Genomic DNA, 26,120 nt, shown 5'->3' on the forward strand with positions numbered 1-26,120 from the left:
TCGTCGTCGTGGCGGTGGCGGCCGCGGTCGGCCAGTGAGACTGAGGCGATGACCGCGGCCGCACGCACCAGCTGATCACCAGGCGAAGGACTCCGGCGAAGGACCCGGCCCCGGGAAGATCTCGTCCAGGGCGTCGAGCAGCTCGTCCGAGAGTTCGAGATCGACCGCGCGCAGCGCGCTGGTGAGCTGCTCAGGCGTACGCGGCCCGACGATCGGCCCGGTCACGCCGGGCCGGGTGAGCAGCCAGGCGAGCGCCACCTCACCCGGCGCGAGGCCGTGCTTGTCGAGCAGGTCCTCGTACGCCTGGACCCGCGCGCGCACCTCGGGCTTCGCGAGCTCCTGGGCGGCACGCCCACCCGCGCGCCGCTTGCCCTCGCCCTCCTTCTTCAGCACGCCACCGAGCAGCCCGCTGTGCAGTGGTGACCACGGGATGACGCCGAGGCCGTAGTCCTGGGCGGCCGGGATCACTTCCATCTCGGCGCTGCGCTCGGCGAGGTTGTAGAGGCACTGCTCGCTGACGAGGCCGTAGGAGCCGAGCCGCCCGGCTATCTCGTTGGCCTGGGCGATCTTGTATCCGGGGAAGTTCGATGAACCCGCGTAGAGGATTTTGCCCTGCGTGATGAGGACGTCGACGGCCTGCCAGATCTCCTCGAAGGGGGTGCGGCGGTCGATGTGGTGGAACTGGTAGATGTCGATGTAGTCGGTCTGCAGCCGCTTGAGCGAAGCCTCGACGGACCGGCGGATGTTGACCGCCGAGAGCAGGTCGTGGTTGGGCCACGCCGGCTTTCCGTCGAGCGCCATGTTCCCGTACATCTTGGTGGCGAGGACGGTCTTGTCGCGCCGCTCGCCGCCCTGCGTGAACCACGTGCCGAGGATCTCCTCGGTGCGGCCCTTGTTCTCGTCCCACCCGTAGACGTTGGCGGTGTCGAAGTAGTTGATGCCCGCGTCGAGCGCGGCGTCCATGATCGTGTGGCTGTCGGGCTCGTTGGTCAGTGGCCCGAAGTTCATGGTCCCGAGCGCGAGTCGACTGACCTTGAGTCCTGTGCGTCCCAGCTGCGTGTACTTCATGGGGCCTTAGCCAAGAGCTTGGAGTGGGCTCTAGGCAAGGGGGCGGGGGGTGGGGCGGTCAGTCGCGGGGGAAGTCCGAGCTGTCGAGAGTGAGGCCGAGGAGGGTGTGGGTCAGGTCGATCTCTTCGCCGAAGTCGACGGTCGTCTCGACGTGGTAGTCGCCGTCCCTGGGCTGGGTGTAGAGATGGCACTCGCCTTCGTAGGGGTCGGCGATGAGATAGACGGGGACTTCGGCCGTGGCGTAGGCGATCTTTTTGGGGCCGTAGTCGTCGATACGCACGGAGCCGAGGTCGCGTCCGGTCACGAGCCCCCGAGCCACCCCGCCGCGTCCAGGCGGAACGCGTCCGGCGGTACGACCGTGCGCAGGTCATCCTCCATCGCGCGCAAGCGGCGGGGGCCGAGCGCGGAGGCCCACTCCGCCCGCAGTTCGTCGAAGACCGCCGCCGAGCGGCGCAGCGCGTCGATGCCGTGCGGGGTGAGGCGGATCAGCTTGCGGCGGGCGTCGGCCGGGTCGTCGGTGCGTTCCGCGTAGCCGAGGGTGATGAGGCGGTCGATGGTCTTGCCTGCCGCCTGCTTGGAGACGCCGAGCCGTCGGCCCACCTCGCTGGCGCTCGCGCCCCGCACGCCGATCGCCTGCATCGCGAAGCCGTGGGCCGGGCGCACGTCCGGGTGCCCCTGGCGGGCCAGCTCGGCGTGGAGCCGGTCGATCAGGGTGCGGAACCCGGCGAAGAGGAGGAGGGGCAGCTCGAAGCCGGGCCCGTCCTCCTCCGGGGCCTTGCGGGAATCGACAACCTGGTTTACCTTCTTATCGTCAACCACGTTGTCCATCGTAGGGGGTACTTCTTGTTCACCGAGCACACCGTTGAGACCGCGCCGGCAGAGTCACGCGCCGCGATGGAGCGCACGGCCGCCGCCTTCGGGAAGACGCCGAGCGCGGTGGCGCTGCTGGCCGAGTCGCCCGAACTGCTCAACGGCTTCCTGGAGTTGAGCGCGTCCTTCGAGCGGACGACGCTGGAGCCCGTGGCGCGGGAAGTCGTCATCATGACGGTCGCCGTACGCAACGACTGCCACATCTGCGTGACCATGCACACCGCCAAGCTGCGCAAGCTGGGCGCGGGCACGGAGCTGATCGCCGCCCTGCGGCAGGGCGAGGCGCTGAGTGACGAACGGCTTGAGGCGGTCCGGCAGTTCACGCTGGAGGTGCTCGCGACCTCGGGCGGCGTGGGGGACGACGACCTGAAGGCGTTCCTCGCGCACGGCTATACGGAACGGAACGCGCTGGAGGTCGTGATGGGGATCGGTACGTACACGATGTCGACCCTGGCGAACCGGCTGACGCGGGCTACGTGACGCGCGGCTGAGCAGCGGCTAAGTGACGGGGTCGCGGGTGGCCCGGGGGGAGCGCGAGCGGTACATGACTCGCCGCAGCGCCACCTCCACCGGCCCCCGCAGCCCCGCCCGCTCCATCGCGTACGCGCCCGCGACCGTCACGAGCCACACTCCCACCGCGAACAGCGCCATGGTCGCGCTCGTCAGGTGTGCGCCGAGCCCGAGGCCCCAGGCGGCGAGTGCCGGAGCGAAGACCAGGGAGTGGGCGAGGTAGCAGGACAGGGAGCGCTTGCCCACGGCGGAGACGGCGGAGATCGCCGCGACGGACTTCGCCCCCCGCCGGGGCCCGCGCCGCGTCCACCAGTGCGCGAACAGGGCCACGGCCGCCACATACCCGAGCCCGGCCGCGTTCCCCGTGGTGTCCCGCAGCATGGTCAGCACTCCGAACTCGCTCTGCGCGTCGTCCGGGACGTCCAGGGCCCCGACATGGGCCAGCGCCGCCGGCAGTGCGCCCAGCCACCCCACCGCGATGCCGATCACCGCGGTCCACCGCAGCAGCGGCAGATGGCGGCCCGGTTCTTCGAGCACACGCCTGCGCGCGGCCCAGAAGCCGAGCAGGAAGATGACGTACACGCCGCCCACCAGTGACAGCGGTGCCGCGGCGAAGGTTACGAACAGACCGGTCATGAAGCGAGTGCCCGCAGCCGTCAGCCAGTTCCCCTCACCCGCCGCGTACGCGTCCGCCCCCGGGTCCGCGCCGGCGTCGCCCATCGAGCCCAACTCGCCCGCCAGCGCCGCCGACACGACGGGCTGGGCGGCGAGCAGCACGAGCTGCGCGGTGGCGATCCGGATCCACCACTTCAGGGCGCGGTCGCTGCGGCGCAGGAAGAGCCACCCCAGGGCGAGGCTGATGAGTCCGTAGTAACCGACGATGTCCCCGGCCATCAGCAGGGTGGCGTGCAGCAGCCCGATGACGATCAGGCAGAGACTCCGCCGCCGCAGCAGCCGCACGGCGTCGCGCTCCGAGGTCCCCGCGGCCGTCTGCCGCAGGAAGAGCTGCGTCATCCCGTACCCGAAGAGGAACGCGAAGAGCGGGTAGATGCGCAGGTCTAGGGCGATGATCATGCTGAACTGCACGGCATGATCCACCCAGCCGCCGTCCACCGGCTGCCACCCGGAAGGCCCGTGCCGGGCAGCCGTCAGATGGAACGCGGTGTTGGACAACACGATGAACAGCAGCATGAGCCCGCGCGCGAGATCGGGCGCGAGGGCCCGCTCACCGGGCAGTACGCCCGCGCGGCGGGGTGCGGTCCGTGCGGACCGGGGCGGGGCTTCGTCAGTGCTCTCGACCGTCATGCCTGAACGCTAGGAAAGCGGTGGTGGGGCGGGCATCCGTCTTCCGGCTGGCCGCGGCAGCCGAAGGGATACGGGTCGCTCGGCGCCGGGCGACCCAAGGAGGCCGCCCGGCGGGCGTCAGTCCGCCGAACGCGGCAGGTACGCCACCGCGGCGCCGACGCCGAGGATGGCGCACGCGCCGACGGAGACGGACCGGGCGGTGTCCCCGAAGCCGAGCAGGACGGCGACGCCGAAGCCGACGGCGATGCCGATGGTGGTGAAGCCCGTGTAGGTCCAGACGACTCGCTGGAGCCTGCGCTCCTGGTAGTTCATGGGGGGTGATCATGCCGTATCGCCGTGCGGTGCACCCCTGTTGGGGAGATGTTGGCGCCCTCCGCGATGATGCCGGTCATGACCATGAAAAAGACCGCCCGTTCCCTCGGTGTGCTCGCCGCTGCCGCGGGCCTCGTCGCACTCAGCAATCCGGCTTATGCCGCGGGGGATGTCTACAAGGGCACCGGGTGGCGGATCCTCACCGGCCGTGGGATTCAGTCCCTCAGCCCCGATCCGTACGTGATCAGGGTCGTGAAGCCCAACGCGGCCGCCACCAAGCTCACCGCCGCGCAGACGAAGAAGGCCGAGGCGAAGCTGCGGGCGCAGTTGAAGGACACCGCCGCGCAGCTGACCTCGCTCACCGGGACCAAGTTCACACTGGCCAGCGGCTATCACCCCGAGCAGAAGGCCTGTTCCACCACCCCGCGGCACACCATCACGGTGGGGCTGAAGTACCGGCCGTTCACGCCGGGCAACAAGCCGGGCGTGTCCCAGGCCTTCCCCTGCTCGGCGAGCGGCGACAAGAGCGCGTGGGGCGGGAGGATATGGGTCGACAGCGAGTACTGGAAGCCCGGCGACTACGCGATCGGTTCGACGCGCATCTCGAACCTGGTGAGCCATGAGGTCGGGCACTCGGTAGGACTCGACCACGCGAACGCGGACGGCTCGGACGCCAACAACACCGCCGATCCCTTCGAATGCGTCACCAACAGCTACAAGGACACTCCGGTCATGTGCTCCCCCAACGGGGGCCACGCGCGGGGCAAGGGCGGCAGTGCGGCCCGCGCCGACAAGTACGCCGGGCAGTACACGAAGTGGGACATCGCCGGGCTCAAGGCCCTGAAGGCCAACTTCAGCCGGTAGCCGTGAGCTCGTTCAGGTGGAGGGGCGGGTGGGCCGTCGCGTACGGTGCGCCAAGCCCCCACGCCTGGTGCATCGCGTCCGCGAACGCCGCCGCCAGCTTGTGCTCGCCGCTCGCGCCCGGGTGCGTCCCGTCGTACGTGTCGCGCTCGATGTCGTACGACGGCGGCGTCGAGGCCAGGAGCAGCGGGGACGCACCCGTGTCCAGGTCCGCGGCCGCCTTCGCGAGGAGCACGTTGAAGCGCGCCACCTCCGCGGCGAACGGGGCGTCCGTGCGGGCCCGGATGTTCGGGATCACGGGGAGCAGGACGAGGCGGACGTGCGGGTTCGCCGTGCGGGCCTCCGCCACGAAACGGCGCACGTTGTCCGCTGTCTGGTCCGCGTTCGTGTAGAAGCCCAGGTCGATCAGACCGAGCGAGATGAGCAGGACGTCGGGGCGGTCCCGCCGCACCGCGTCCGCGATCCGCGGCGCCATGTGCAGCCAGCCCTCGCCCCAGCCCGCGAGGTGGTGGCGAGGAAAGTCAGGGTCCAGGCCGGCATAGGCGTACGAGACCGGTTCGCCGGACGCCTTGTCGTGCAGCGCGCGGCGCGGGCCCACCACGGCGACATCCTGCTCGCCGAGCGAGGCCCGCAAGTGCTGCCACATCCGGTAGCGCCAGGTGTGTTCCCCCGCGCTGCCGATCGTCATGGAGTCGCCGACGAACATGAACCTGAGCATCCGCTCATCATCGCGGATCAACGCCCCGGCCTGCGATGTGAGGCTGAACACCTGGGATACGTCCGTCGCCCGGCGCGGGGGTGGCAGGCTTGGCTCATGCGTTCACTGCGTTCTTCGATGGGTGCCACGGGCGCCATGGGTGCCGTCGCCGCCGGGTGCCTTGTCCTGCTGAGTGTCCCCGGCCCCGCGGCCGCCGACGACAGCCACGACGGCTTCAGCATCAAGGACCCCCGCATCATCGAGTCCAGTGGCCTCGCCGCGTCCCGCGCCCACCCGGGCGTCTACTGGACGCACAACGACCAGGACAAGAACGGCGCCCTGCTCTACGCGGTGGACGGCAGGACGGGGAAGACCCTCGCCACGGTGACCATGACCGGCGTCGGGACGCCCCGTGACGTGGAGGCCGTCTCGGTCGGCAGCGACGGCGACATCTACGTCGGCGACATCGGCGACAACCTCGGCGGCACCTGGTCCCACGTGTGGATCTACAAGCTGCCCGAGCCGAAGAAGCTCAGCGACCAGACCGTCCGCGCCACCCAGTACACGGTGAAGTACGAGGACGGGGCGCGCGACGCCGAGGCGCTGATGGTGCACCCCAGGACCGGGCGGATCTACATCGCCGACAAGAAGGAGGAGGGCGGCGGCCTGTACGAGGGGCCCGAGCAGATGTCCGCCTCCGGCACCAACGTCTTCAAGCGGCTCGGCGACACCGGGCTCTGGACCACGGACGGCGCCTTCTCGCCGGACGGCAAGCAACTCGCCCTGCGTGGTTACCTCGGCGGCGTCTCGTACGCGTGGAAGGGCGAGGGCGAGAGGCCCGAGCGCGAGGGGCGGCTGAGCGTCCCGCTGCAGCGGCAGGGCGAGTCCGTGACGTACACCCCGGACGGGACGACCCTCATGTACGGCACCGAGGGCGCGCAGTCGGACGTCGAGCCCGTCGAGGTCGAGGGCGCGGGCGGCGGCCACAACTCCTCGTCCGGCGCCGGTAGTTCGGGCGAGGCGGGGGGTGACGGGGGCTCCGGGGTCGAGGGCGACCTGAAGGTGGGCGCGCTGGCCCTCGCCGTCGTGCTCGCCGCCTTCTTCGGGCTGAAGCGGGTGTTCCGGCGCAGGTGACCGGGCAGGGGCTCAGGCCTCCCCGGCGGCGCCCGTCTCCGCGTCGCGCCGGGCCACCAGGACGTCAAGACCGTCGAGCAGGCGCTGCAGGCCGAACTCGAAATGGTCGAACTGCGAGCCGAACGCGTCATCGGAGAGTCCGGCGAGGTGGGGGTAGCGGCCGCTGTTCATAATCCGGCCGAGGGCCGGGGTCTGCGCCTCCCAGAACGCCTCGTCCGTCAGGCCGCTCTTCTTCACCGCCTCGACCTCGTGCACCTGCGTGCGGGCGACCCCGGTGACGTATCCCTCGATCATGACGATCACGCCGATCAGCTCGGGGTCGGTCAGGCCCATCGACTTGATGCCGGACAGGGTCAGCTCCAGGCCGCCGACCGAGCCGGGGCCGAGCACCGGGCGGGCCTGGTTCACCTGGAGCAGCCAGGGGTGCGCGCGGTAGAGGACGAGAGTCTCGCGGGCGTACGTCTCCACGGCCGCGCGCCAGCCGCCGCACGGGGGCTCGGCGTCGGCGGCCGGCATGTACACCCGGTCCAGCATCAGATCGAGCAGCTCGCCCTTGCCCGGGACGTACCGGTACAGGGACATCGTGCCGGTGCCGAGTTCCGTGGACAGGCGGCGCATCGAGACTGCCGTGAGCCCCTCGGCATCCGCGAGGCGCACCGCCTCGGTGACGATCCGGTCCAGGGTGAGTCCGGGCTTGGGGCCCCGCGTGGGGCGTTCGCCCTCGCCCCAGAGCAGCTCCAGGCTGCGGACGATGTCGCTGCCGGTGCGCTGGGTGTCGCTGCCGTTCGTGCTCGTCATGACGCTCAGCCTAATCGCCGGACCGGTCATTGGGTACGGTGTACCCGAAAAACTGGGTACGGTGTACTCTCTATTGAGTACGGCGTACCCAGATGGGCGTCCGGGCGACCGGGACGTGAAGGGCTGGAGGGGCAGTGGGCGAGACGAACGAATACGCGGTGCGGGCCGAGGGGCTCGACAAGCGCTACGGCGACAAGAAGGCCTTGGACGCCTTCGATCTGCATGTGGAACGCGGCACGGTGCACGGACTGCTGGGCCCGAACGGCGCGGGCAAGACCACCGCCGTGCGCATCCTCTCCACACTGGTGCGGCTCGACGGCGGCCGTGCCGAGGTCGCGGGCGCCGACGTCGTGCGGCAGCCGGACGTCGTGCGCGGCCGCATCGGCCTCACCGGCCAGTACGCGGCGGTCGACGAGGTCCTCACCGGCCGGCAGAACCTGGAGATGTTCGGCCGACTCTTCCATCTGGGCGGCAAGCGGGCGGCGCGGCGTGCCCAGGAACTCCTCGAACAGTTCGACCTGGTGGACGCGGCAGGCAAGGGCGCGGGCCAGTACAGCGGCGGCATGCGGCGCAGGCTCGACCTCGCGGCCTCGATGATCCTCTCGCCCGCCGTCCTCTTCCTGGACGAGCCGACCACCGGGCTCGACCCGCGCAGCCGCCTCGAAGTCTGGGACACCGTACGGAAGTTGGTCGCGGAGGGCACGACCGTCCTGCTCACCACCCAGTATCTGGAGGAGGCCGACAAGCTGGCCTCCCGGATCACCGTCATCGACCAGGGCCGCGCCATCGCCGACGACACCCCCGACGGCCTGAAGAACACGGTGGGCGGCAGCTATCTGGAGGTCGTGGTGCGCGAGGCCGCCGATCTGCCCGCGGCCGTGCGGGCCGTCGACCGGGTCGCGGAAGGCGTGCCCGAGGCCAACGACCTGGAGCGGCGCGTCCAGGCGGCCGTGACCGACCGGGTCGGCGCCCTGACCGACGTGGCACGGACCTTGCAGGACCAGGGTGTCGCAGTGGAGGACATCGGACTGCGCAGGCCGAGCCTCGACGACGTGTTCCTGCGCCTGACGGGACACCGGACGGAGTGCGAGACGGACGCGGCGGCCCCGGCCGAGGCCACCGGAATCGACGAGAAGACGGGAGTCGCGGCATGAGCGCCGTACTGACCGCGGATGCCACGGACACCCAGCCCCCGCGCGGGCGCCTCTACTGGGCGCTCGCCGACACCTGGAACGTCACCCGCCGCTACCTCACCCACTTCCAGCGCCAGCCCGCCAACATCGCCTGGCAGCTGGGCTTCCCGATCATCTCCGTGCTCCTGTACGGATTCGTCTTCGGCGAGGCGATGAAGGTGCCCGGCGGGGGCGAGGACGGCGACTACAAGCAGTTCCTGATGCCCGGCATGTTCGTGATGACCATGGCCTTCGGCTTCATGAACACCGCGATGGCGGTCGTCACCGACTCCACCAAGGGCGTCATCGACCGCTTCCGTTCGATGCCGATGGCGCCGTCGGCGGTCGCCGCCGGGCGCGGACTCGCCGACCTGATCGTGGCCTGCGCCGAGCTGACCATCCTCGCGCTCACCGCGCTCGCGATCGGCTGGCGGTCCGACCAGGGCCTTCCGCAGACCCTGGCCGCCTTCGCCCTGCTGCTGTTCCTGCGGTTCAGCCTGATCTGGGTGGGCGTCTTCCTGGGCCTCGTGGTGCCGACCCCGGAGGCGGCGGGCGGGCTCTACGCGGTCGCCTTCCCGCTCACCATGATCTCCAGCGTCTTCGTCGCGCCGTCCCTGATGCCGGACTGGCTGGCGCCGATCGCGGCCTGGAACCCGGTCTCCTCCACGGGCACGGCGGCACGCGAGCTGTTCGGCAACCCCGGGGCGGGCGGGGCGAGCTGGGTCGAGCAGAACGCGGTACTGATGGCCGTGGTCTGGCCGGTGGCGATCTCACTCCTGTTCCTGCCGCTCGCGGTGCGGAAGTTCAAGCAGCTGAGCAGGTAGTCGGTCCTCGTACGCGATGGGGGCGCCCGGCAGGTCTCACCTGCCGGGCGCCCCCATCCGCGTAGGAACTGCTAGAGCTTGTCGATCACGTAGTCGATGCACTTGGTGAGCGCCTCGACATCCGCCGGGTCGATCGCCGGGAACATCGCCACACGCAGCTGATTGCGGCCGAGCTTGCGGTACGGCTCCGTGTCCACGATCCCGTTCGCGCGCAGAGCCTTCGCGACCGCGGCGGCGTCGATCTCGTCCGCGAAGTCGATCGTGCCGATGACCTGCGAGCGCTTGGCCGGGTCCGTGACGAACGGTGTCGCGTACTTGGACTCCTCGGCCCACCCGTACAGCGTGCGCGAGGAGGCGGCCGTGCGGCCGGTGGTGAACTCCAGGCCGCCCTGGCCGTTCATCCACTCCAGCTGCTCGCCGAGCAGGAAGAGCGTGGCGAGCGCCGGGGTGTTGTACGTCTGGTTCTTGCGGGAGTTGTCGATCGCCGTGGGGAGGCTGAAGAACTCCGGGACGTGACGGCCGCTCGCGTGGATGCGCTCGGCACGCTCGATGGCCGCCGGGGAGAACGCGGCGATCCACAGACCGCCGTCCGACGCGAAGGACTTCTGCGGGGCGAAGTAGTAGACGTCCGTCTCGGCGATGTCGACCGGCAGGCCGCCCGCGCCGGAAGTGGCGTCCACCAGAACGAGGGAACCCTCGTCCGCGCCCGCCACCCGCTTGATGGGGGCGGCGACGCCGGTCGAGGTCTCGTTGTGCGTGAACGCGTACACGTCCACGCCCGCCTCGGCCTGCGGCTCCGGGTGCGTACCCGGCTCGCTCTTGATCACGGTGGGCTCGGCCAGCCACGGGGCGAGCTTGGCGGCCTTGGCGAACTTGGAGGAGAACTCGCCGAAGGCGAGGTGCTGCGACTTGTTCTCGATGAGGCCGTGCGTCGCGACGTCCCAGAAGGCGGTGGAGCCGCCGTTGCCCAGGATCACCTCGTAGCCCTCGGGGAGGGAGAAGAGGTCGCGCACGCCCTCGCGCACCTTGCCGACCAGGTTCTTGACCGGGGCCTGGCGGTGGGAGGTGCCGAGCAGAGAGGTACCGGTGGCGGCGAGCGCGTCCAGCGCCTCCGTGCGCACCTTGGAGGGGCCCGCGCCGAAACGTCCGTCGGCGGGCTTGATGTCAGCGGGAATCTGGATCTCAGCCACGGGACGAGCCTAACGGCTTCCGGCGCCGTGGCTTCCGGGTGTCCGTCGGGTGAGACCGCCGGACGGAGCCAGGATCACCGGCAGCTCGTACAGGTCGTTCTGCGTCACCACCGGCTTGTTGCGGAGTTCGGAGGGATCGACCGCCAGGGTCAGCTCGGGAAAGCGCTCGTAGAGAGCGGGGAGCGCCACCCCCGCCTCCAGGCGGGACAGCGCCGCACCGGGGCAGACGTGCGGGCCGTGGCCGAAGGAGATGTGGCGGTTCGGGGACGTGCGCGTGATGTCGAAGGCGCCCGCCGTGGGACCGTGCGCCCGCTCGTCGCGGCCGATCGCCGCGTACGACACGATCAGCGCGTCCCCCTCGCGGATCACCTTGTCGCCGACGGGTACGTCCTCGGCCGCGAACCGGATCAGGACGTGCGAGGTCGGCGTCGAGTACCGCAGGGTCTCCTCGACCACCGCGTCCCAGCTCACCTCGCCGGCGCGGACGAGCGCGAGCTGCTCGGGATGGGCCGAGAGATTCACCACCGCGTTGACGATCAGCGAGATCGTCGTCTCGTGCCCCGCGGCGACCATCAGCTGGAGCGTGGAGACGATCTCCGCGTCGGTGAGGTGGTCGCCGCCCTCCGACGCGAGGACCAGGGCGCTGGTCAGATCGTCGCCGGGCTCGGAGCGCCGCGCCGCGACGACCCCGCCCATCATCTCGGCGAGTTCGGCGAGGGTCGCCATGACCTCGGCGGGCGGCGTCTGGGTGGAGAAGAACTTGTCGAAGAGGACCTTCAGGCGGGGGTGGTCGGCGGGGTCGACGCCCATCAGGTCGCTGATGACGTACATGGGCAGGGGGTAGGCGAAGTCGGCCTTGAGGTCGACCACGTGATGGTCGCCTTCATGGTCGCCTTCATGGTCGTCCTGACGGTCGCCTGAAGGGAGTTGGTCCAACAGCCCCTTCGTCAGCTCCGCGATCCGCTCCCGCATCCGCTCCACCCGCCGCGGCGTCAGCGCCTGCGCCACCAGGGCGCGCATCCGGCGGTGCTCCTCACCGTCCACGGTCAGCATCGAACGCCCCGGGTTGGCCAGGCCGATCAGCGGCCAGTCCGCGGGTATCTCGCCGCGCCGCCAGGCAGCCCACACCTCGATGTCCTTCACCAGGCGTTTGTCGGTGAGGAGTTGGCGTGCCTCGGCGTGGTGCGTGACCGCCCAGACCGGTACGCCGCCGGGCAGCTCCGCCTCGGCGAGCGGGCCGGCGGCCCGCAGCCCTGCGCTCTCGCCGTCCAGGTCGGTGACGAAGGGGTCGAGGACGATGCGGGCGGGGGTGGTGGTCGGCATCTGGGTTCTCCTCTGGGGCCGGGCACAGTTCCGGTGATCAAGTTCGCGGCAACCATAGGTGCGCGTCGGGCGTTTGGCTGCGGTCGGTGCAGGCCTTCGCGGATGCATCCTGAGGGCATGGACATGGGAATGAGTGATCTCGGAGGCGTGGAAAAGGAACTGCGGGCAGCGGTGCGGGGGGAGGTGGACTTCTCCGTGACCGCGCGGGCCCTGAACACCATGGACGCGTCCAACTACCGCCGTGTGCCGCTCGGCGTCCTCGCCCCGCGCGACGCGGACGACGTGGCGGCGGCGCTCGCTGTGTGCCGGGAGCGCGGGGTGCCGGTCGTGGCGCGTGGCGCCGGCACGTCCATCGCAGGGCAGGCGACCGGCACCGGGCTCGTCCTGGACTTCACCCGCCACATGAACCGGATCGTCTCCCTGGACGCGGAGTCGCGGACCGCGGTCGTCCAGCCCGGGGTGATCTGCGACAGCCTGCGGGGCGCGGCAGCCGCGCACGGCCTGACCTTCGGCCCGGATCCGTCAACTCACAACCGCTGCACGCTCGGCGGAATGATCGGCAACAACTCCTGCGGGTCGCACTCGGTCGCCTGGGGCACGACCGCCGACAACGTCGCCTCGCTCTCGGTCGTGAGCGGCGCGGGCGATCGGCTCGCCCTGGGCCAGGGCTGGGCCGGTGCGCCGCAGGGCCTCCGCGCGCTGGCCGAGGGCGAGTTGGAGCTCCTGCGCACGGGCTTTCCGGAGCTTCCGCGCCGCATCTCCGGCTATGCGCTCGACGCCATGCTCCCCGAGCGGGGCGTCGATCTGGCCCGCGCCTTCTGCGGATCCGAGGGCACGCTGGGCGTGGTGACGGAGGCGGTCGTACGCCTCGTCGATTCGCCACGCGCGCGTGCGCTCGCCGTCCTCGGGTACGCCGACGAGAGCGCCGCGGCGGAGGCGGCTTCCGGGCTGCTTTCGTATGGCCCCCTGACCGTGGAGGGAATGGCGGCCGACCTCGTACGGGGCTCCGAGGGGCTGCCCAAGGGCGGCGCCTGGCTGTTCGTGGAGACGGGCGGCGCACACGAGCGTGAGGCACGCGCGCGTGCGGAGGCGATCGCGCGGGCGGTCTCCGCGGACACGGTGGACTCGGTGGTCGTGACGGATCCGGCCGGGCAGCGAGCCCTGTGGCGGGTCCGCGAGGACGCCAGCGGTACGGCGACGCGGATGCCGGACGGCAGCGAGGCGTGGCCGGGGTGGGAGGACTGCGCGGTGCCGCCCGCCCGGCTCGGGGCGTACCTGCGGGACTTCCGGGGGCTGCTCGCCGAGCACAACCTGCGCGGGACTCCGTACGGCCACTTCGGGGACGGCTGCATTCACGTACGCATCGACTTCGACCTGATGAGCGACGTGGGCGTGCGGCGCTTCCGGCGCTTCTCGGAGGACCTGGCGGAGGTCGTCGTCGCGCACGGGGGCTCGCTGTCGGGCGAGCACGGGGACGGACAGGCGCGGGCCGAGCTCCTTCCGAAGATGTACGGCACTGACCTCATCCGGCTGTTCGAGCGGGTGAAGGGGGTGTGGGACCCGGCGGACCTGCTGAACCCGGGGATGCTGGTGCGGCCCGCGCCGCTGGACGCGAACCTGCGTTTCGACCCGCTGCCGAGGAAGCCGGTGGACGTGGCCTTCGGCTACCCGCATGACGGCGGGGACTTCTCGGCGGCGGTGCGCAGGTGCGTGGGGGTCGCGAAGTGCCGTACGGAGGGGGCTGGTTCGGGCGGCGGGGTGATGTGCCCGTCCTTCCGGGCGACGGGCGAGGAGGAGCACTCCACACGGGGGCGGGCCCGGCTCCTGCACGAGATGCTCGCGGGGGAGGTGGTGACGGACGGCTGGCGCTCGGAGGAGGTGCGGGACGCGCTCGACCTGTGCCTGTCCTGCAAGGGCTGTCGGTCGGACTGCCCGGTGGGCGTGGACATGGCCACGTACAAGGCGGAGTTCCTGCACCACCACTACGAGGGCCGCAAGCGCCCCGCGGCGCACTACGCGATGGGCTGGCTGCCGCTGTGGCTGCGGCTCGCGAACCGGACGCGGACGGCGGGGGCGGCCAACGCACTGGCGAGGGTGGGGGTGGTGGCTTCGCTGGCGAAGCGGTTGGGCGGGATTGCTCCGGAGAGGGAGATTCCGCGCCTGGCGGGGGAGACGTTCCGTGGCTGGTTCCGGGGGCGGGGGGCCGCGGGGGCGTCGGGTCCGGTCGTGGTGCTGTGGCCGGACACGTTCACGGACTACCTGTCGCCGGGGGTCGGACGGGCGGCGGTGCGGGTCCTTGAGGACGCCGGGCTGCGGGTCGCGGTGCCTCCGGGGGATGTGTGCTGCGGCCTGACGTATGTGTCCACGGGCCAGCTGGACCGGGCACGGTCGGTGATGCTGAGGACTCTGGAGCGGATGAGGCCGCTGCTGGACTCGGGGGCCCTGCTCGTGGTCCTCGAACCGAGCTGCGCGGCGGCGCTGAAGACGGACCTGGTGGAGCTGCTGGGAGGGGAGGACGGGCGCGCGGAGGAACTCGCCGCTCGCGTAAGGACGTTCGCGCAAGCCCTGGAGGAACTGGCCCCGGAGTGGTCGCCGCCCCGGATCGGGCGATCCGTGGTGGGACAGACGCACTGCCACCAGCACGCGGTCCTGGGGGATGGCGCCGAGCGCCGCCTGCGGGAGAAGGCGGGCCTGGAGGGGGAGTTGAGCGGGGGCTGCTGCGGGCTCGCGGGCAACTTCGGTTTCGAGGCAGGCCATTACGAGGTGTCGGTGGCTTGCGCGGAGGAGCAGCTGCTGCCGGCGGTGAAGGCGGGGAGCGAGCGCGGGGCGGTGATCCTGGCGGACGGCTTCTCCTGCCGAACCCAACTGGAACAGCTGGGGGAGGGGGCGCGGGGGCGGCACTTGGCGGAGGTCTTGGCGGAGGGCCTGGGGGAGTCCTGAGGTGGGGGCTCGGGAGAAGGGGGGCGCCCAGCCGCCCCCCTCCTAGCCAGCCGGACGCCCGGCCCTGGCCCCCTCACGCGCCCGCAGTTCTCCGCGGAGGCGGGCGAACGTCCCACTCACCAGCGGCATGACCAGCGGAGGCAGCAGGAGCAGGGCCACGGCTGTGGGCAGGATCAGTACCAGTACGCCGGTGATCCACACGTTGTCGTCGCTGAGCCATGGCACCCACAGGCAGTCCGCCCAGCACATTGACGGCGACGGCGGCGGGCAAGCGCCCGCGGGTGCGCCGCCACAACTCGCGGACGGTCAGCGGCCCGCCGTCGCGCGTGGAGTGGGACTCGGCGACGGCGTACGCGGCGTGCGGGACGGACACGACGAGAAGTCCCAGGACGAGTAGCAGCAGCGACACCACGAGGCCGACCCTCACCAACGGAAACCAGCCGCCGTCGGCACAGGCCACGTAGGAGTCCTCGTTGGCGATGTTGCGGTCCGCGTAGTCCCGGACCCTCGAAGGTGTCCCAGGCCGCCGCGAACCCACCGGCCAGGATCGCGCGGCCGACGAGGGCCGTCAGGGCGGGGCGGACGGGGTTCCATGGCAGCAGGCCGGAGAAGCTCGACGTGTGGTAATTGACCTCCGTTTTTGGAGTTGAATTGCACTCTGTCAGGGGTCTTTCCGGTTCATAGAGTGGTGGTCACAGCACGGCGCGATCGCGTCGCAGGACTGAAGGAGTTACCGCCATGAGCAGCACGAACGCCGACTTCGCCGCTTTCCTCACCCGTGCGTCCGAGGCCGAGACCAGTGCCGATCCGAGCAGCGTGATGACCTTCCTCGCCGACACGGACGGGGCGGACGGGACTGGTGGTGGGTTCACCGCTTATCGGTCCTCGTTCGCGGAGGGGGCTGTGGGAGCTCCCGCGCATCTGCACACCAAGGCCACCGAGCTCTTCTTCGTGATCAGTGGCTCGCTGCGGGTCCTGGTGGGCGATGAGATCACTGTCCTCGGTGCCGGCGACTTCCTCGCCGTCCCTCCGCACACCCCGCACGCCTTCGCCGCGGCCCCGGGCTGCGAGGCGGACGTGCTGTTCGTCTTCACGCCCGGCATGGGCCGCTTCGACTACCTGCGTCTCCTCGGCAGCGTGATGCGCGGTGAGGTCGATCCGAAGAAGATCGCGGAGTCCTCCGAGCGTTTCGACAACCACTACGTCGACAGCCCTGTGTGGCGGGAGGCTCTCGCCGGCTCGTGACTCGCTCGTGGCGGGCGCCAGACGCGTCGGCATGTGGACGCCGGTTGCGTACAGCAGTGAAAGGGCTCCACAATCCTGACGTGGTCTACTACCTTGGACGGGGCAGTTCAGGTGAGTGGACTGGTTGACGTCGTAGAACGTGGAAGGGTCGGTTGTGGACGCGTCGAGGAGTGGTCAGGCGGCACCCGGTGGGCGGTGGGGTGCCCTCGGGCCCGTCGGGCTGGTGCTCGCGGGCGGCGTATCCGTCCAGTTCGGCGGGGCCATCGCCGTGAGCGTGATGCCCAAGGCCGGAGCCCTCGGCATCGTGACCCTGCGGCTCGCCTTCGCCGCTCTGGTGTTGATGATCGTCTGCCGACCCAAGGTGCGGGGGCACTCGCGGGCCGACTGGGGGACCGTGGTCGCCTTCGGGGTGGCCATGGCCGGGATGAACGGGCTTTTTTATCAGTCCGTCGCTCGGATTCCCATGGGGCCGGCTGTGACGCTCGAGGTGCTCGGGCCGCTCGCCCTATCTGTTCTCGCGTCGCGCCGTGCCGTGAATCTGGTCTGGGCCGGTCTGGCCCTGTGCGGTGTCTTCCTGCTGGGGGGTGGGGGCGGCTTCAGCGGGCTCGATCCGGCTGGTGTGGCCTATGCCCTTGGTGCCGGTGCCATGTGGGCCACGTACATCATGTTCAGTGCCCGTACGGGACGTCGTTTCCCGCAGGCCGACGGGCTCGCCCTCGCGATGGTCGTCGCGGCTGTTCTCTTTCTGCCGCTCGGCCTCATCGAGTCCGGGGAGAAGCTTGTCCGGCCCGAGGTGCTCGCCCTTGGTGCGGCCGTCGCCGTGATGTCCTCCGTGCTGCCGTACACGCTTGAGCTGCTCGCCCTGCGACGGCTTCCCGCCTCCACCTTCGCGATCATGATGAGTCTGGAACCGGCCATCGCGGCCGTCGCCGGGTTCCTCGTCCTGAACCAGGCTCTTTCCGTGAACGAGGCTCTGGCCATCTCGCTGGTCATCGCCGCCAGCATGGGTGCAGTGCGGACCCAGGTCGGGCGTGGGAAGCCGCGTGGTTCCGGGGACGTCGTGTCGGGGTCCGCCCCCGAAGCCGTGGTCGCGGACGCGGCGGAACCGGTCCCGGAGACGTCCGGAAAGTAATGCAAGCACGCTTGCTTGTTTCTCCGGGCGCTGCCATGCTCCGGGGCACACCGCCGTGCCCCGAGGGGAGCGCTCCGTGTCCGAAGCTGTGCCCGTACTCGACGATCTGCGCCGTGAGAGCGAGGAACTCGACCAGCTGGTGGCGGGGTTGGGTGATACCCGCTGGGCGCTGCCCACTCCCGCCGACGGGTGGACCATCGTCCATCAGGTCGCCCATCTCGCCTGGACCGATCGGGCCGCGCTGATCGCCGTCACCGATGGTGACGCCTTCGGCCGGCTCGTCGAGGAGGCCCTCGCGGCTCCTGAGTCCTTTGTCGATGACGGGGCCGGGGAAGGGGCCGCGCTGCCGCCCGGTGAGTTGCTCGAGCGGTGGCGGGGTGGGCGTGAGGCCCTGCTGGAGGCGTTGATCGCCGCCCCGCGCGGCGCCCGCTTCCCTTGGTACGGGCCGCCCATGTCGGCCACCTCCATGGCTACCGCGCGGCTCATGGAGACCTGGGCCCACGGCCAGGACGTCGCCGACGCGCTGGGTGTGGAGCGGATCCCCACCGACCGGCTGCGGCACGTGGCTCACATCGGCGTGCGCACCCGGGACTTCTCCTTCGGGGTACGGGGACTGAGTGCGCCCACGAGTTCCTTTCGGGTTGAGCTCCGGCTGCCCTCGGGCGAGCTGTGGGTCAGTGGGCCCGAGGATGCCGAACAGCGTGTGACCGGGCCCGCGGTGGACTTCTGTCTGCTCGTCACGCAGCGAGCGCACCGGGACGATCTCGCCGTGCGTGCGGAGGGCGTCGACGCCGAGCGGTGGCTCGGTGTCGCGCAAGCCTTCGCGGGGCCGGCGGGGGCGGGGAGGCCGGCCAGGAAGGCGGGACGGCCTGTCGTGGAAGGCGGGCGGCCGGCCGAGGAGCGTGGGCGGTGACCGGGCCGCTGCGGGTCGGTAATGCCTCCGGGTTCTACGGCGATCGCTTCGACGCCATGCGGGAGATGCTCACCGACGGGCCGCTCGACGTCCTCACCGGCGACTATCTCGCCGAACTGACCATGCTGATCCTCGGGCGTGACCGGCTCAAGGACCCCGCGCGCGGCTACGCGAGGACCTTCCTGAGGCAGTTGGAGGAGTGTCTGGGGCTCGCCCAGGAGCGGGGAGTCAGGATCGTCTCCAATGCCGGCGGGCTCAACCCCGGTGGACTCGCCGATCGTGTGCGGGAGTTGGCCGAGCGCCTGGGGATCACCGTGCGGGTCGCGCATGTGGAGGGAGATGATCTAGGGGGGCGTTTTCCGGACACCCTTGCCGCCAACGCCTATCTCGGCGGCGCCGGGATCGCCGCCTGTCTGCGGGCCGGTGCCGATGTCGTCGTCACCGGGCGCGTGACCGACGCCGCCCTCGTCAGCGGGCCCGCCGCCGCGCACTTCGGGTGGGGAGACGGTGACCACGACCGGCTCGCGGGTGCGGTCGTCGCCGGGCACATCCTCGAATGCGGGACGCAGGCCACCGGGGGCAACTACGCCTTCTTCGCCGAGCGTTCGGAGCGGGAGCTGCGCCGGCCCGGCTTTCCGGTCGCCGAGATCCACGAGGACGGGTCCAGCGTCATCACCAAGCATGACGGCACGGGCGGGTTCGTCGACGTCGGCACGGTCACCGCGCAGTTGCTGTACGAGACCTCCGGCGCCCGGTACGCCGGGCCCGACGTCACCGCCCGGCTCGACACGGTCACCCTCACCCAGGAGGGGCCCGACCGGGTGCGCGTCGCGGGTGTGCGGGGAGAAGCACCGTCGCCGACCCTGAAGGCGGGGCTCAACCGGCTCGGCGGCTTCCGCAACGAAGTCGTCTTCGTCCTCACCGGCCTCGATGTGGAGGCGAAAGCTCATCTCGTCCGTGCTCAGGTCGAGGACGCGTTCGGGCGGGCCAAGGCCCGGCCACAGGAGGTCGGTTGGGAGCTTGTCCGTACCGATCGGCCGGACGCGCCGAGTGAAGAGGCCGCCTCCGGCCTCCTGCGGCTCGTCGTGCGCGACCCGCAGCAGGACCCCGTCGGCCGCGCCCTGAGCGGCGCCGCGATCGAACTGGCCCTCGGCAGCTACCCCGGATTCCATGTGACGGCGCCCCCGGGCAGGGGCGCACCCTACGGAGTCTTCGAAGCCGCGTACGTCGAGCGCGGAACCGTCGACCATGTGGCCGTCCTGCCCGGCGGTGAGCGGCACCCCGTCGCGGGCGTCGGCGACACCCTCGTACTCGAAGAACCGGACGAGCCGCCCCTGCCCCCGCCCCTGCCGGACGGCCCCACCCGCCGCGCTCCCCTCGGCCTCGTCGCCGGGGCCCGCAGCGGTGACAAGGGCGGGGACGCGAACGTGGGGGTGTGGGTGCGCACGGATGACGCCTGGCGGTGGCTCGCGCATGAGCTGACCGTCGAGCGATTCCGTGAACTCCTTCCGGAAACGCGTCAGTTGAGCGTAGTGCGGCATGTGCTGCCGAATCTGCGGGCGCTGAACTTCGTCGTCGTGGGGATCCTCGGCGCGGGCGTCGCGTCCCAGGCCCGCTTCGATCCGCAGGCCAAGGGCCTCGGCGAGTGGCTGCGCGCCCGCCACACCGACATACCGGCCGCGCTCCTCGACGCGGTGGAAACGACTGCAGCGACCGAATCGACGGAGGTACTCCCGTGACCGTCCTCGCGTCCGCGCTCGACCCCGCGAGCGCCGAGTACGGCGAGCACCGCGAGGCCATGCTCGCCAAGCTCGCCGAGCTCGACACCGAGCAGGCCAAGGCTCTTGAGGGTGGCGGCGAGAAGTACGTGGCCCGGCACCGGGGGCGCGGCAAGCTGCTCGCCCGGGAGCGGATCGAGCTGCTCCTGGACCCCGACACGCCCTTCCTCGAACTGTCGCCGCTCGCCGCCTGGGGGAGCGACTACCCCGTCGGTGCCTCGATGGTGACCGGCATCGGCGTCGTGGAGGGCGTGGAGTGTCTGATCACCGCCAACGACCCGACCGTGCGCGGCGGTGCGAGCAACCCCTGGACCCTGAAGAAGGCCTTCCGCGCCCATGAGATCGGGCACGCCAACCGGCTGCCTTCCATCCATCTCGTGGAGTCCGGGGGCGCCGACCTGCCGTCCCAGAAGGAGATCTTCATTCCGGGCGGTGCGCTCTTCAAGCACCTCACCCAGTCGTCAGCCGCCGGTGTCCCGACGGTCGCCGTCGTCTTCGGCAACTCCACGGCGGGCGGCGCGTACGTCCCCGGCATGAGCGACCACGTGATCATGGTCAAGGAGCGGGCCAAGGTCTTCCTCGGCGGCCCGCCGCTGGTGAAGATGGCCACCGGTGAGGAGAGCGACGACGAGTCGCTCGGCGGTGCCGAGATGCACGCCCGTACCTCCGGCCTCGCGGACTATCTCGCCGAGGACGAGCGCGACGCGCTGCGGCAGGCGCGGCGGGTCGTGAAGCGGCTCAACTGGCGCAAGGCGTACGCCGATCCGGCCGTGGCCGTCGAGCCGCCCACGTACGACGCGGACGAGCTGCTCGGCATCGTGCCGGGTGATCTGAAGGTTCCCTTCGATCCGCGCGAGGTCATCGCCCGCATCGTCGACGCCTCCGACTTCGACGAGTTCAAGCCGCTCTACGGATCGAGTCTCACGACAGGGTGGGCCGCACTGCACGGCTATCCCATCGGGATTCTGGCCAACGCACAGGGTGTGCTCTTCAGTGAGGAGTCCCAGAAGGCCGCGCAGTTCATCCAGTTGGCCAATCAGCGGGACATTCCGCTGCTCTTCCTGCACAACACCACCGGCTACATGGTCGGCAAGGAGTACGAGCAGGGCGGGATCATCAAACACGGCGCGATGATGATCAACGCCGTGTCGAACTCGCGTGTGCCGCATCTGAGTGTGCTGATGGGCGCTTCGTACGGAGCCGGGCACTACGGCATGTGCGGGCGTGCCTACGACCCGCGCTTCCTCTTCGCCTGGCCCAGCTCCAAGTCGGCCGTCATGGGGCCGCAGCAGCTGGCAGGGGTCCTGTCGATCGTGGCCCGCGCCTCCGCCGCCGCGAAGGGGCAGCCCTACGACGACGACGCGGACGCGGGCCTGCGCGCCATGGTGGAGCAGCAGATCGAGTCGGAGTCCCTGCCGATGTTCCTCTCCGGGCGTCTCTACGACGACGGAGTCATCGATCCCCGCGACACCCGCACGGTCCTCGGCCTGTGCCTGTCCGCGATCCACACCGCCCCCTACGAGGGCGCGCGCGGCGGCTTCGGCGTCTTCCGGATGTGAGGAACTCCCCATGATCACCACCACGATCAACGCCATCCTCGTCGCCAACCGCGGCGAGATCGCCTGCCGCGTCTTCCGCACCTGCCGCGACCTCGGCATCGCCACCGTGGCCGTGTACTCCGACGCCGACGCGGACGCCCTGCACGTCCGCGAGGCCGACTCCGCCGTGCGGCTGCCCGGCGCGACGCCCGCCGACACGTATCTGCGCGGCGAACTCATCGTGAAGGCCGCGCAGGCGGCCGGCGCGGACGCCGTCCACCCCGGCTACGGCTTCCTCTCCGAGAACGCGGACTTCGCGCGCGCCGTCCTGGACGCCGGGCTCGTGTGGATCGGGCCCTCGCCCGAGGCGATCGAGTCCATGGCCTCCAAGACGCGCGCCAAGGAGCTCATGGGCATCGCGCCCCTCGGGAAGGTCACCGGAGCCGATCTGCCGGTTCTGGTGAAGGCGGCGGCCGGTGGCGGCGGGCGTGGCATGCGCGTCGTACGGGAACTGGCCGCCATGGAGGGCGAGTTGGCCGCCGCCCGCGCGGAGGCCGCCAGCGCCTTCGGGGACGGCGAAGTGTTCGTCGAGCCCTATCTGGAGGGCGGCCGGCACGTCGAGGTGCAGATCATGGCCGACGCGTACGACACGGTCTGGGCGCTCGGCACCCGGGACTGCACGCTCCAGCGCAGGCATCAGAAGGTCATCGAGGAGTCACCGGCGCCGGGGCTGACCGACGGGCTCGTCGATGAGCTGCACGCGCAGGCCGTGCGGGCGGCGCGCGTGACCGGGTACCGCGGGGCGGGCACGGTGGAGTTCCTGGTCGCGGGCGACCGGGCGCACTTCCTGGAGATGAACACCCGGCTGCAGGTCGAGCACCCGGTCACGGAGGCCGTGTTCGGCATCGATCTCGTGGCGCTGCAGATCCAGGTCGCGGAGGGCGCACGCCTCTCGGAGGAGCCGCCGCCCGCGCGCGGTCACGCCGTGGAGGCCCGCCTCTACGCCGAGGACCCGGCCGCGGAGTGGGCCCCGCAGACCGGCACCCTGCACCGGCTCTCTGTGCCCGGCGTGCGACTCGACACCGGGTATGTGGACGGCGACACGATCGGCGTCCACTACGACCCGATGCTGGCCAAGGCCATCGCGTACGCCCCCACGCGTGCGCAGGCCCTGCGCGCCCTCGCCGGAGCGCTGGAGCGCGCGGTCGTCCACGGGCCCGTCACCAACAGGGAGGTGCTCGTACGGTCCCTGCGGCACCCGGAGTTCGTCGAGGGTCGCATGGACACGGGCTTCTACGACCGGCACATCGCCGAGCTCGTGGGCCCCGCCCCGGATCCGCACGCCCCGCTGGCCGCCGCGCTCGCCGACGCGCACGGTCGCTCGCGGTTCGGCGGCTGGCGCAACCTCGCGTCGCAGCCGCAGGTCAAGCTCTTTCGGAGCGAGCCGGACGGCGTCGAGCACGAGGTGCGCTACCGGCACACGCGGGAGGGGCTGAGCGCGGAAGGGGCGCGGGTGCTCTCCGTCTGTGGCGAGCTCGTCGTGCTCGAAGTCGACGGCGTGCGAAGGCAGTTCCCCGTGAGCCGTTACGGCGATGATCGCGTGTACGTCGGCAACGATGCCCTCACCCCGCTCCCGCTGCTCCCCGAACCCACCACCAGGCAGTCGCCCGGCTCCCTGCTCGCCCCGATGCCCGGCACCGTCGTGCGCCTTGCCGACGGGCTCACGGAGGGGGCGCGGGTCACCGCCGGGCAGCCCCTCGTCTGGCTGGAGGCCATGAAGATGGAGCACCGCATCTCGGCTCCCGCCTCCGGCACGCTCACCGCCCTGCACGCCACGCCCGGCCGCCAGGTCGAGGTCGGCGCGCTGCTCGCAGTCGTAGACGTCGACGGCGTCACAGGCGTCGTACAGGAGGAGCAATCCGTATGAGCACCGTCCTCGAGAACGAAGAGCACCAGGCCCTGCGCGCGGCCGTCGCCGCACTCGGCAAGCGGTACGGCCGCGACTACATGACCCGGGTCGTGGCGGGCGAAGGCCACCCCGACGAACTGTGGGCCGACGCGGCCAAGTTCGGCTACCTGGGCGTGAACCTCCCCGAGGAGTACGGTGGCGGAGGCGGCGGCATAGCCGAACTGTCCATCGTCCTGGAGGAGTTGGGCGCCGCGGGCTGCCCCCTCCTGATGATGGTCGTCTCACCCGCGATCTGCGGCACCGTCATCGCCCGCTTCGGCACCGAGGAGCAGAAGCAGGCCTGGCTGCCCGGTCTCGCCGACGGCAGCCGCACCATGGCGTTCGGCATCACCGAGCCCGACGCGGGCTCCAACTCCCACCGGATCACCACGACCGCGCGCAAGGACGAGGCGAGTGGCGACTGGCTCCTGACCGGCCGCAAGGTGTTCATCTCGGGCGTCGACATCGCCGACGCGACACTGATCGTGGGCCGCACGGAGGACGCGCGCACGGGCAGCCTCAAGCCGTGCCTCTTCATCGTCCCGCGCGATACCGAGGGCTTCCAGCGGCGGCAGATCGAGATGGAACTCCAGGCGCCGGAGAAGCAGTTCGAGCTGACCCTGGACGATGTGAGGCTGCCCGCGGACGCCCTGGTGGGCGACGAGGACGCCGGGCTGCTCCAGCTGTTCGCCGGGCTCAACCCCGAGCGGATCATGACGGCGGCGTTCTCGATCGGCATGGCGCGCTACGCCCTCTCCCGGGCCGTCGGATACGCCAGGGAGCGCAGCGTCTGGAAGAGCCCGATCGGCGCCCACCAGGCGATCGCGCACCCCCTCGCGCAGTCCCACATCGACATCGAACTGGCCCGCCTGATGATGCAGAAGGCTGCCCGGCTCTACGACGAGGGCGATGACATGGGCGCGGGCGAGGCCGCCAACATGGCCAAGCTCGCGGCTGCCGACGCGTGCGTGAAGACCGTCGACCAGTCGGTGCACACGCTCGGCGGCAACGGCCTGACCAAGGAGTTCGGCCTCGCCTCGCTGATCGTGGCGTCGCGGGTGGCGCGGATCGCCCCGGTGAGCCGGGAAATGATCCTCAACTACGTGTCGCACCAGACGCTGGGCCTGCCCAAGTCGTACTGAGGCGCTCCTCCGACACCGCCAACCGCTGGAGGACTGATGGCACTTGTGCACACGCCCCAGGAGCGCGGCATCGCCACGCTCACCCTGGACAACCCCGCCAACCGCAACGCTCTCTCGGCGGGGCTGCTGCGGGAACTCGCGGAGGCGTTCGACGACTGCGGCAAGGACCCCGCCGTACGCGCGATCGTCCTCACGCACACCGGTACGACGTTCTGCTCGGGCGCCGATCTGCGGGAGCCGCCGGACCCCGCGGTCTTCGTGGGGCTGCTCCGGCAGATCGTGGAGCTGCCGAAGCCGGTGGTGGCCCGGGTGGACGGGCACGTGCGGGCGGGCGGGCTCGGGCTGCTCGGCGTGTGCGACATGGCGGGCGCGGGACCGGGGGCGTCGTTCGCGCTGACGGAGGTACGGATCGGGGTGGCGCCCGCGGTCATCTCCATGCCGCTCCTGTCCCGGCTGGTCCCGGGCGCGGCCTCCCGCTACTTCCTCACCGGGGAGCACTTCGGTGGGGCGCAGGCGGCGCGGATCGGTCTGGTGACGGTGGCCGGGCGGGACGTGGACGCGGAGCTCTCGCCGCTCCTCGATGGGCTGCGGAAGGGGGCGCCGCAGGCCCTGGCCGAGACGAAGAAGCTGCTCACGGCTAGGGTGCTCGACGCATTCGACCACCACACGGACTCCCTCATCGCCCTGTCCGCGCGGCTCTTCGCATCGGCGGAGGCGCGGGAGGGGATGGGGGCGTTCCTCGAACGACGGGAGTGCCCATGGGTGCTGTGACCGCGGCTGACCGTGCCGATCGCTCGCCCAAGCAGGACCGCAGCCGTGCGACCCGGCAGCGGCTCCTGGAGGCCGCGGTGGCGTGCCTGGCCGAGAGCGGCTGGGCGGGGTCCACGGTGTCCGTGGTCGCCGAGCGTGCCGGGGTCTCACGCGGTGCGGCCCAGCATCACTTCCCGACGCGGGAGGACCTGTTCACGGCGGCGGTGGAGTACGTGGCCGAGCAGCGCTCGACCGCGCTGCGGGAGCTTCCGGCCCAGGACCGGGCCTCCGTGGTCGCCGCCCTGGTCGACCTCTACACAGGGCCCCTGTTCCGGGCGGCGCTGCATCTGTGGGTGGCGGCGTCGAACGAGCCTCAACTCGGCTCCCGTGTAACGGAGTTGGAGGCAAGGGTGGGGCGTGAGACGCACCGGATAGCGGTACAGCTGCTGGGCGCGGACGAGTCCCGACCCGGGGTGCGGGAGACGGTCCAGGGGCTCCTGGACATGGCGCGGGGCCTGGGCCTCGCGAACCTGCTCACGGATGACAGGGCACGTCGGGAGCGAGTGGTGGGGGAGTGGGCGAGGCTGGTGGAGGGGGCGCTGCGCTGAGCGTCCTCAAACGCCGGGCGGGCTGGATTTCAGCCCGTCCGGCGTTTGAGGACGAACTCGGC

At 71.0% G+C, this 26,120-nt stretch carries 24 protein-coding genes and 1 pseudogene; 16 read left to right on the forward strand and 9 right to left on the reverse strand.

Annotated features, from left to right (window positions below; translation table 11 throughout):
* Positions 1-75: 75 nt before the first annotated feature.
* The 3 genes and pseudogenes from ACZ5WE_RS30110 to ACZ5WE_RS30120 form a co-directional block, all read right to left on the reverse strand.
* Positions 76-1,068, reverse strand: a complete 993-nt coding sequence (locus ACZ5WE_RS30110; RefSeq protein WP_467689761.1) for an aldo/keto reductase — start codon at positions 1,066-1,068, stop codon at positions 76-78.
* A 58-nt stretch (positions 1,069-1,126) separates the two neighbouring features.
* Positions 1,127-1,339: pseudogene (locus ACZ5WE_RS30115) on the reverse strand (Uma2 family endonuclease); the annotation flags it as partial.
* Positions 1,340-1,368: 29 nt separating this feature from the next.
* Positions 1,369-1,896, reverse strand: coding sequence for a MarR family winged helix-turn-helix transcriptional regulator (locus ACZ5WE_RS30120; protein ID WP_467689759.1), 528 nt, complete (start codon positions 1,894-1,896; stop codon positions 1,369-1,371).
* Between the two features lie 15 nt (positions 1,897-1,911).
* On the opposite strand from ACZ5WE_RS30120, the gene ACZ5WE_RS30125 reads away from it, so the two are divergent.
* Positions 1,912-2,418, forward strand: coding sequence for a carboxymuconolactone decarboxylase family protein (locus ACZ5WE_RS30125; protein ID WP_467689757.1), 507 nt, complete (start codon positions 1,912-1,914; stop codon positions 2,416-2,418).
* Positions 2,419-2,436: 18 nt separating this feature from the next.
* Here ACZ5WE_RS30125 and ACZ5WE_RS30130 read toward each other — a convergent pair whose 3' ends face one another.
* Positions 2,437-3,753 (reverse strand): DUF418 domain-containing protein, encoded by a 1,317-nt coding sequence (locus ACZ5WE_RS30130; protein ID WP_467689755.1) that lies wholly within the window; start codon positions 3,751-3,753, stop codon positions 2,437-2,439.
* A 117-nt stretch (positions 3,754-3,870) separates the two neighbouring features.
* Complete coding sequence (locus ACZ5WE_RS30135; protein ID WP_467689754.1) at positions 3,871-4,065, reverse strand: hypothetical protein; 195 nt, start codon at positions 4,063-4,065, stop codon at positions 3,871-3,873.
* 78 nt (positions 4,066-4,143) lie between these two features.
* On the opposite strand from ACZ5WE_RS30135, the gene ACZ5WE_RS30140 reads away from it, so the two are divergent.
* The gene (locus ACZ5WE_RS30140) at positions 4,144-4,929 is read left to right on the forward strand and encodes a zinc metalloprotease (protein ID WP_467689752.1); all 786 of its coding nucleotides are present in this window, start codon (positions 4,144-4,146) and stop codon (positions 4,927-4,929) included.
* Here ACZ5WE_RS30140 and ACZ5WE_RS30145 read toward each other — a convergent pair.
* Positions 4,919-5,644, reverse strand: a complete 726-nt coding sequence (locus tag ACZ5WE_RS30145) for a GDSL-type esterase/lipase family protein (protein ID WP_467689751.1) — start codon at positions 5,642-5,644, stop codon at positions 4,919-4,921. The genes ACZ5WE_RS30140 and ACZ5WE_RS30145 overlap by 11 nt on opposite strands.
* Positions 5,645-5,740: 96 nt before the next feature.
* On the opposite strand from ACZ5WE_RS30145, the gene ACZ5WE_RS30150 reads away from it, so the two are divergent.
* Positions 5,741-6,757, forward strand: a complete 1,017-nt coding sequence (locus ACZ5WE_RS30150; RefSeq protein WP_467689749.1) for a TolB-like translocation protein — start codon at positions 5,741-5,743, stop codon at positions 6,755-6,757.
* A gap of 12 nt (positions 6,758-6,769) precedes the next feature.
* Here the strand turns inward: ACZ5WE_RS30150 and ACZ5WE_RS30155 are convergent, their stop codons facing one another.
* Complete coding sequence (locus tag ACZ5WE_RS30155; protein WP_467689747.1) at positions 6,770-7,555, reverse strand: TetR/AcrR family transcriptional regulator; 786 nt, start codon at positions 7,553-7,555, stop codon at positions 6,770-6,772.
* 134 nt (positions 7,556-7,689) lie between these two features.
* On the opposite strand from ACZ5WE_RS30155, the gene ACZ5WE_RS30160 reads away from it, so the two are divergent.
* Positions 7,690-8,709 carry an ATP-binding cassette domain-containing protein gene (locus ACZ5WE_RS30160; protein ID WP_467689745.1) on the forward strand — a complete coding sequence of 340 codons (1,020 nt, stop codon included), beginning with the start codon at positions 7,690-7,692 and terminating at the stop codon, positions 8,707-8,709.
* A complete protein-coding gene (locus tag ACZ5WE_RS30165; protein WP_467689744.1) occupies positions 8,706-9,551 on the forward strand; it encodes an ABC transporter permease in 846 nt (281 codons plus the stop codon). Before ACZ5WE_RS30160 ends, ACZ5WE_RS30165 begins: the two co-directional genes overlap by 4 nt.
* 71 nt (positions 9,552-9,622) lie before the next feature.
* On the opposite strand, the gene serC is transcribed toward ACZ5WE_RS30165, so the two are convergent.
* Positions 9,623-10,741: a phosphoserine transaminase gene (gene serC, locus ACZ5WE_RS30170; RefSeq protein ID WP_467689742.1), complete on the reverse strand. Its 1,119-nt coding sequence runs from the start codon at positions 10,739-10,741 to the stop codon at positions 9,623-9,625.
* Positions 10,742-10,750: 9 nt separating this feature from the next.
* Positions 10,751-12,064 carry a cytochrome P450 family protein gene (locus tag ACZ5WE_RS30175; protein WP_467689740.1) on the reverse strand — a complete coding sequence of 438 codons (1,314 nt, stop codon included), beginning with the start codon at positions 12,062-12,064 and terminating at the stop codon, positions 10,751-10,753.
* A gap of 129 nt (positions 12,065-12,193) precedes the next feature.
* Here ACZ5WE_RS30175 and ACZ5WE_RS30180 point away from each other — a divergent pair, with 129 nt between their 5' ends.
* The 11 genes from ACZ5WE_RS30180 (at position 12,194) to ACZ5WE_RS30230 (ending at position 26,058) form a co-directional block, all read left to right on the forward strand.
* The gene (locus ACZ5WE_RS30180; protein ID WP_467689738.1) at positions 12,194-15,004 is read left to right on the forward strand and encodes an FAD-binding and (Fe-S)-binding domain-containing protein; all 2,811 of its coding nucleotides are present in this window, start codon (positions 12,194-12,196) and stop codon (positions 15,002-15,004) included.
* A gap of 190 nt (positions 15,005-15,194) precedes the next feature.
* The gene (locus ACZ5WE_RS30185) at positions 15,195-15,401 is read left to right on the forward strand and encodes a hypothetical protein (RefSeq protein ID WP_467689736.1); all 207 of its coding nucleotides are present in this window, start codon (positions 15,195-15,197) and stop codon (positions 15,399-15,401) included.
* A 341-nt stretch (positions 15,402-15,742) separates the two neighbouring features.
* Complete coding sequence (locus ACZ5WE_RS30190; RefSeq protein ID WP_467689735.1) at positions 15,743-16,249, forward strand: cupin domain-containing protein; 507 nt, start codon at positions 15,743-15,745, stop codon at positions 16,247-16,249.
* Positions 16,250-16,403: 154 nt separating this feature from the next.
* A complete protein-coding gene (locus ACZ5WE_RS30195) occupies positions 16,404-17,381 on the forward strand; it encodes an EamA family transporter (protein ID WP_467689733.1) in 978 nt (325 codons plus the stop codon).
* Positions 17,382-17,457: 76 nt separating this feature from the next.
* Entirely contained in the window at positions 17,458-18,294 is an 837-nt protein-coding gene (locus tag ACZ5WE_RS30200; RefSeq protein WP_467689731.1) for a TIGR03084 family metal-binding protein, read from the forward strand.
* A gap of 56 nt (positions 18,295-18,350) precedes the next feature.
* Positions 18,351-20,033 (forward strand): acyclic terpene utilization AtuA family protein, encoded by a 1,683-nt coding sequence (locus ACZ5WE_RS30205; RefSeq protein WP_467689829.1) that lies wholly within the window; start codon positions 18,351-18,353, stop codon positions 20,031-20,033.
* The gene (locus tag ACZ5WE_RS30210) at positions 20,030-21,631 is read left to right on the forward strand and encodes an acyl-CoA carboxylase subunit beta (protein ID WP_467689730.1); all 1,602 of its coding nucleotides are present in this window, start codon (positions 20,030-20,032) and stop codon (positions 21,629-21,631) included. The genes ACZ5WE_RS30205 and ACZ5WE_RS30210 overlap by 4 nt, the downstream gene beginning before the upstream one ends.
* A gap of 10 nt (positions 21,632-21,641) precedes the next feature.
* Positions 21,642-23,537 (forward strand): acetyl/propionyl/methylcrotonyl-CoA carboxylase subunit alpha, encoded by a 1,896-nt coding sequence (locus ACZ5WE_RS30215; protein WP_467689728.1) that lies wholly within the window; start codon positions 21,642-21,644, stop codon positions 23,535-23,537.
* A complete protein-coding gene (locus ACZ5WE_RS30220) occupies positions 23,534-24,700 on the forward strand; it encodes an acyl-CoA dehydrogenase family protein (RefSeq protein WP_467689726.1) in 1,167 nt (388 codons plus the stop codon). Before ACZ5WE_RS30215 ends, ACZ5WE_RS30220 begins: the two co-directional genes overlap by 4 nt.
* A gap of 36 nt (positions 24,701-24,736) precedes the next feature.
* A complete protein-coding gene (locus tag ACZ5WE_RS30225; RefSeq protein ID WP_467689724.1) occupies positions 24,737-25,471 on the forward strand; it encodes an enoyl-CoA hydratase family protein in 735 nt (244 codons plus the stop codon).
* On the forward strand, positions 25,459-26,058 hold the full coding sequence (locus ACZ5WE_RS30230; protein WP_467689723.1) for a TetR/AcrR family transcriptional regulator: 600 nt from the start codon (positions 25,459-25,461) through the stop codon (positions 26,056-26,058). The genes ACZ5WE_RS30225 and ACZ5WE_RS30230 overlap by 13 nt, the downstream gene beginning before the upstream one ends.
* The last annotated feature ends 62 nt before the right edge of the window (positions 26,059-26,120 follow it).

The organism is Streptomyces sp. NPDC033180 (genome assembly GCF_055577645.1).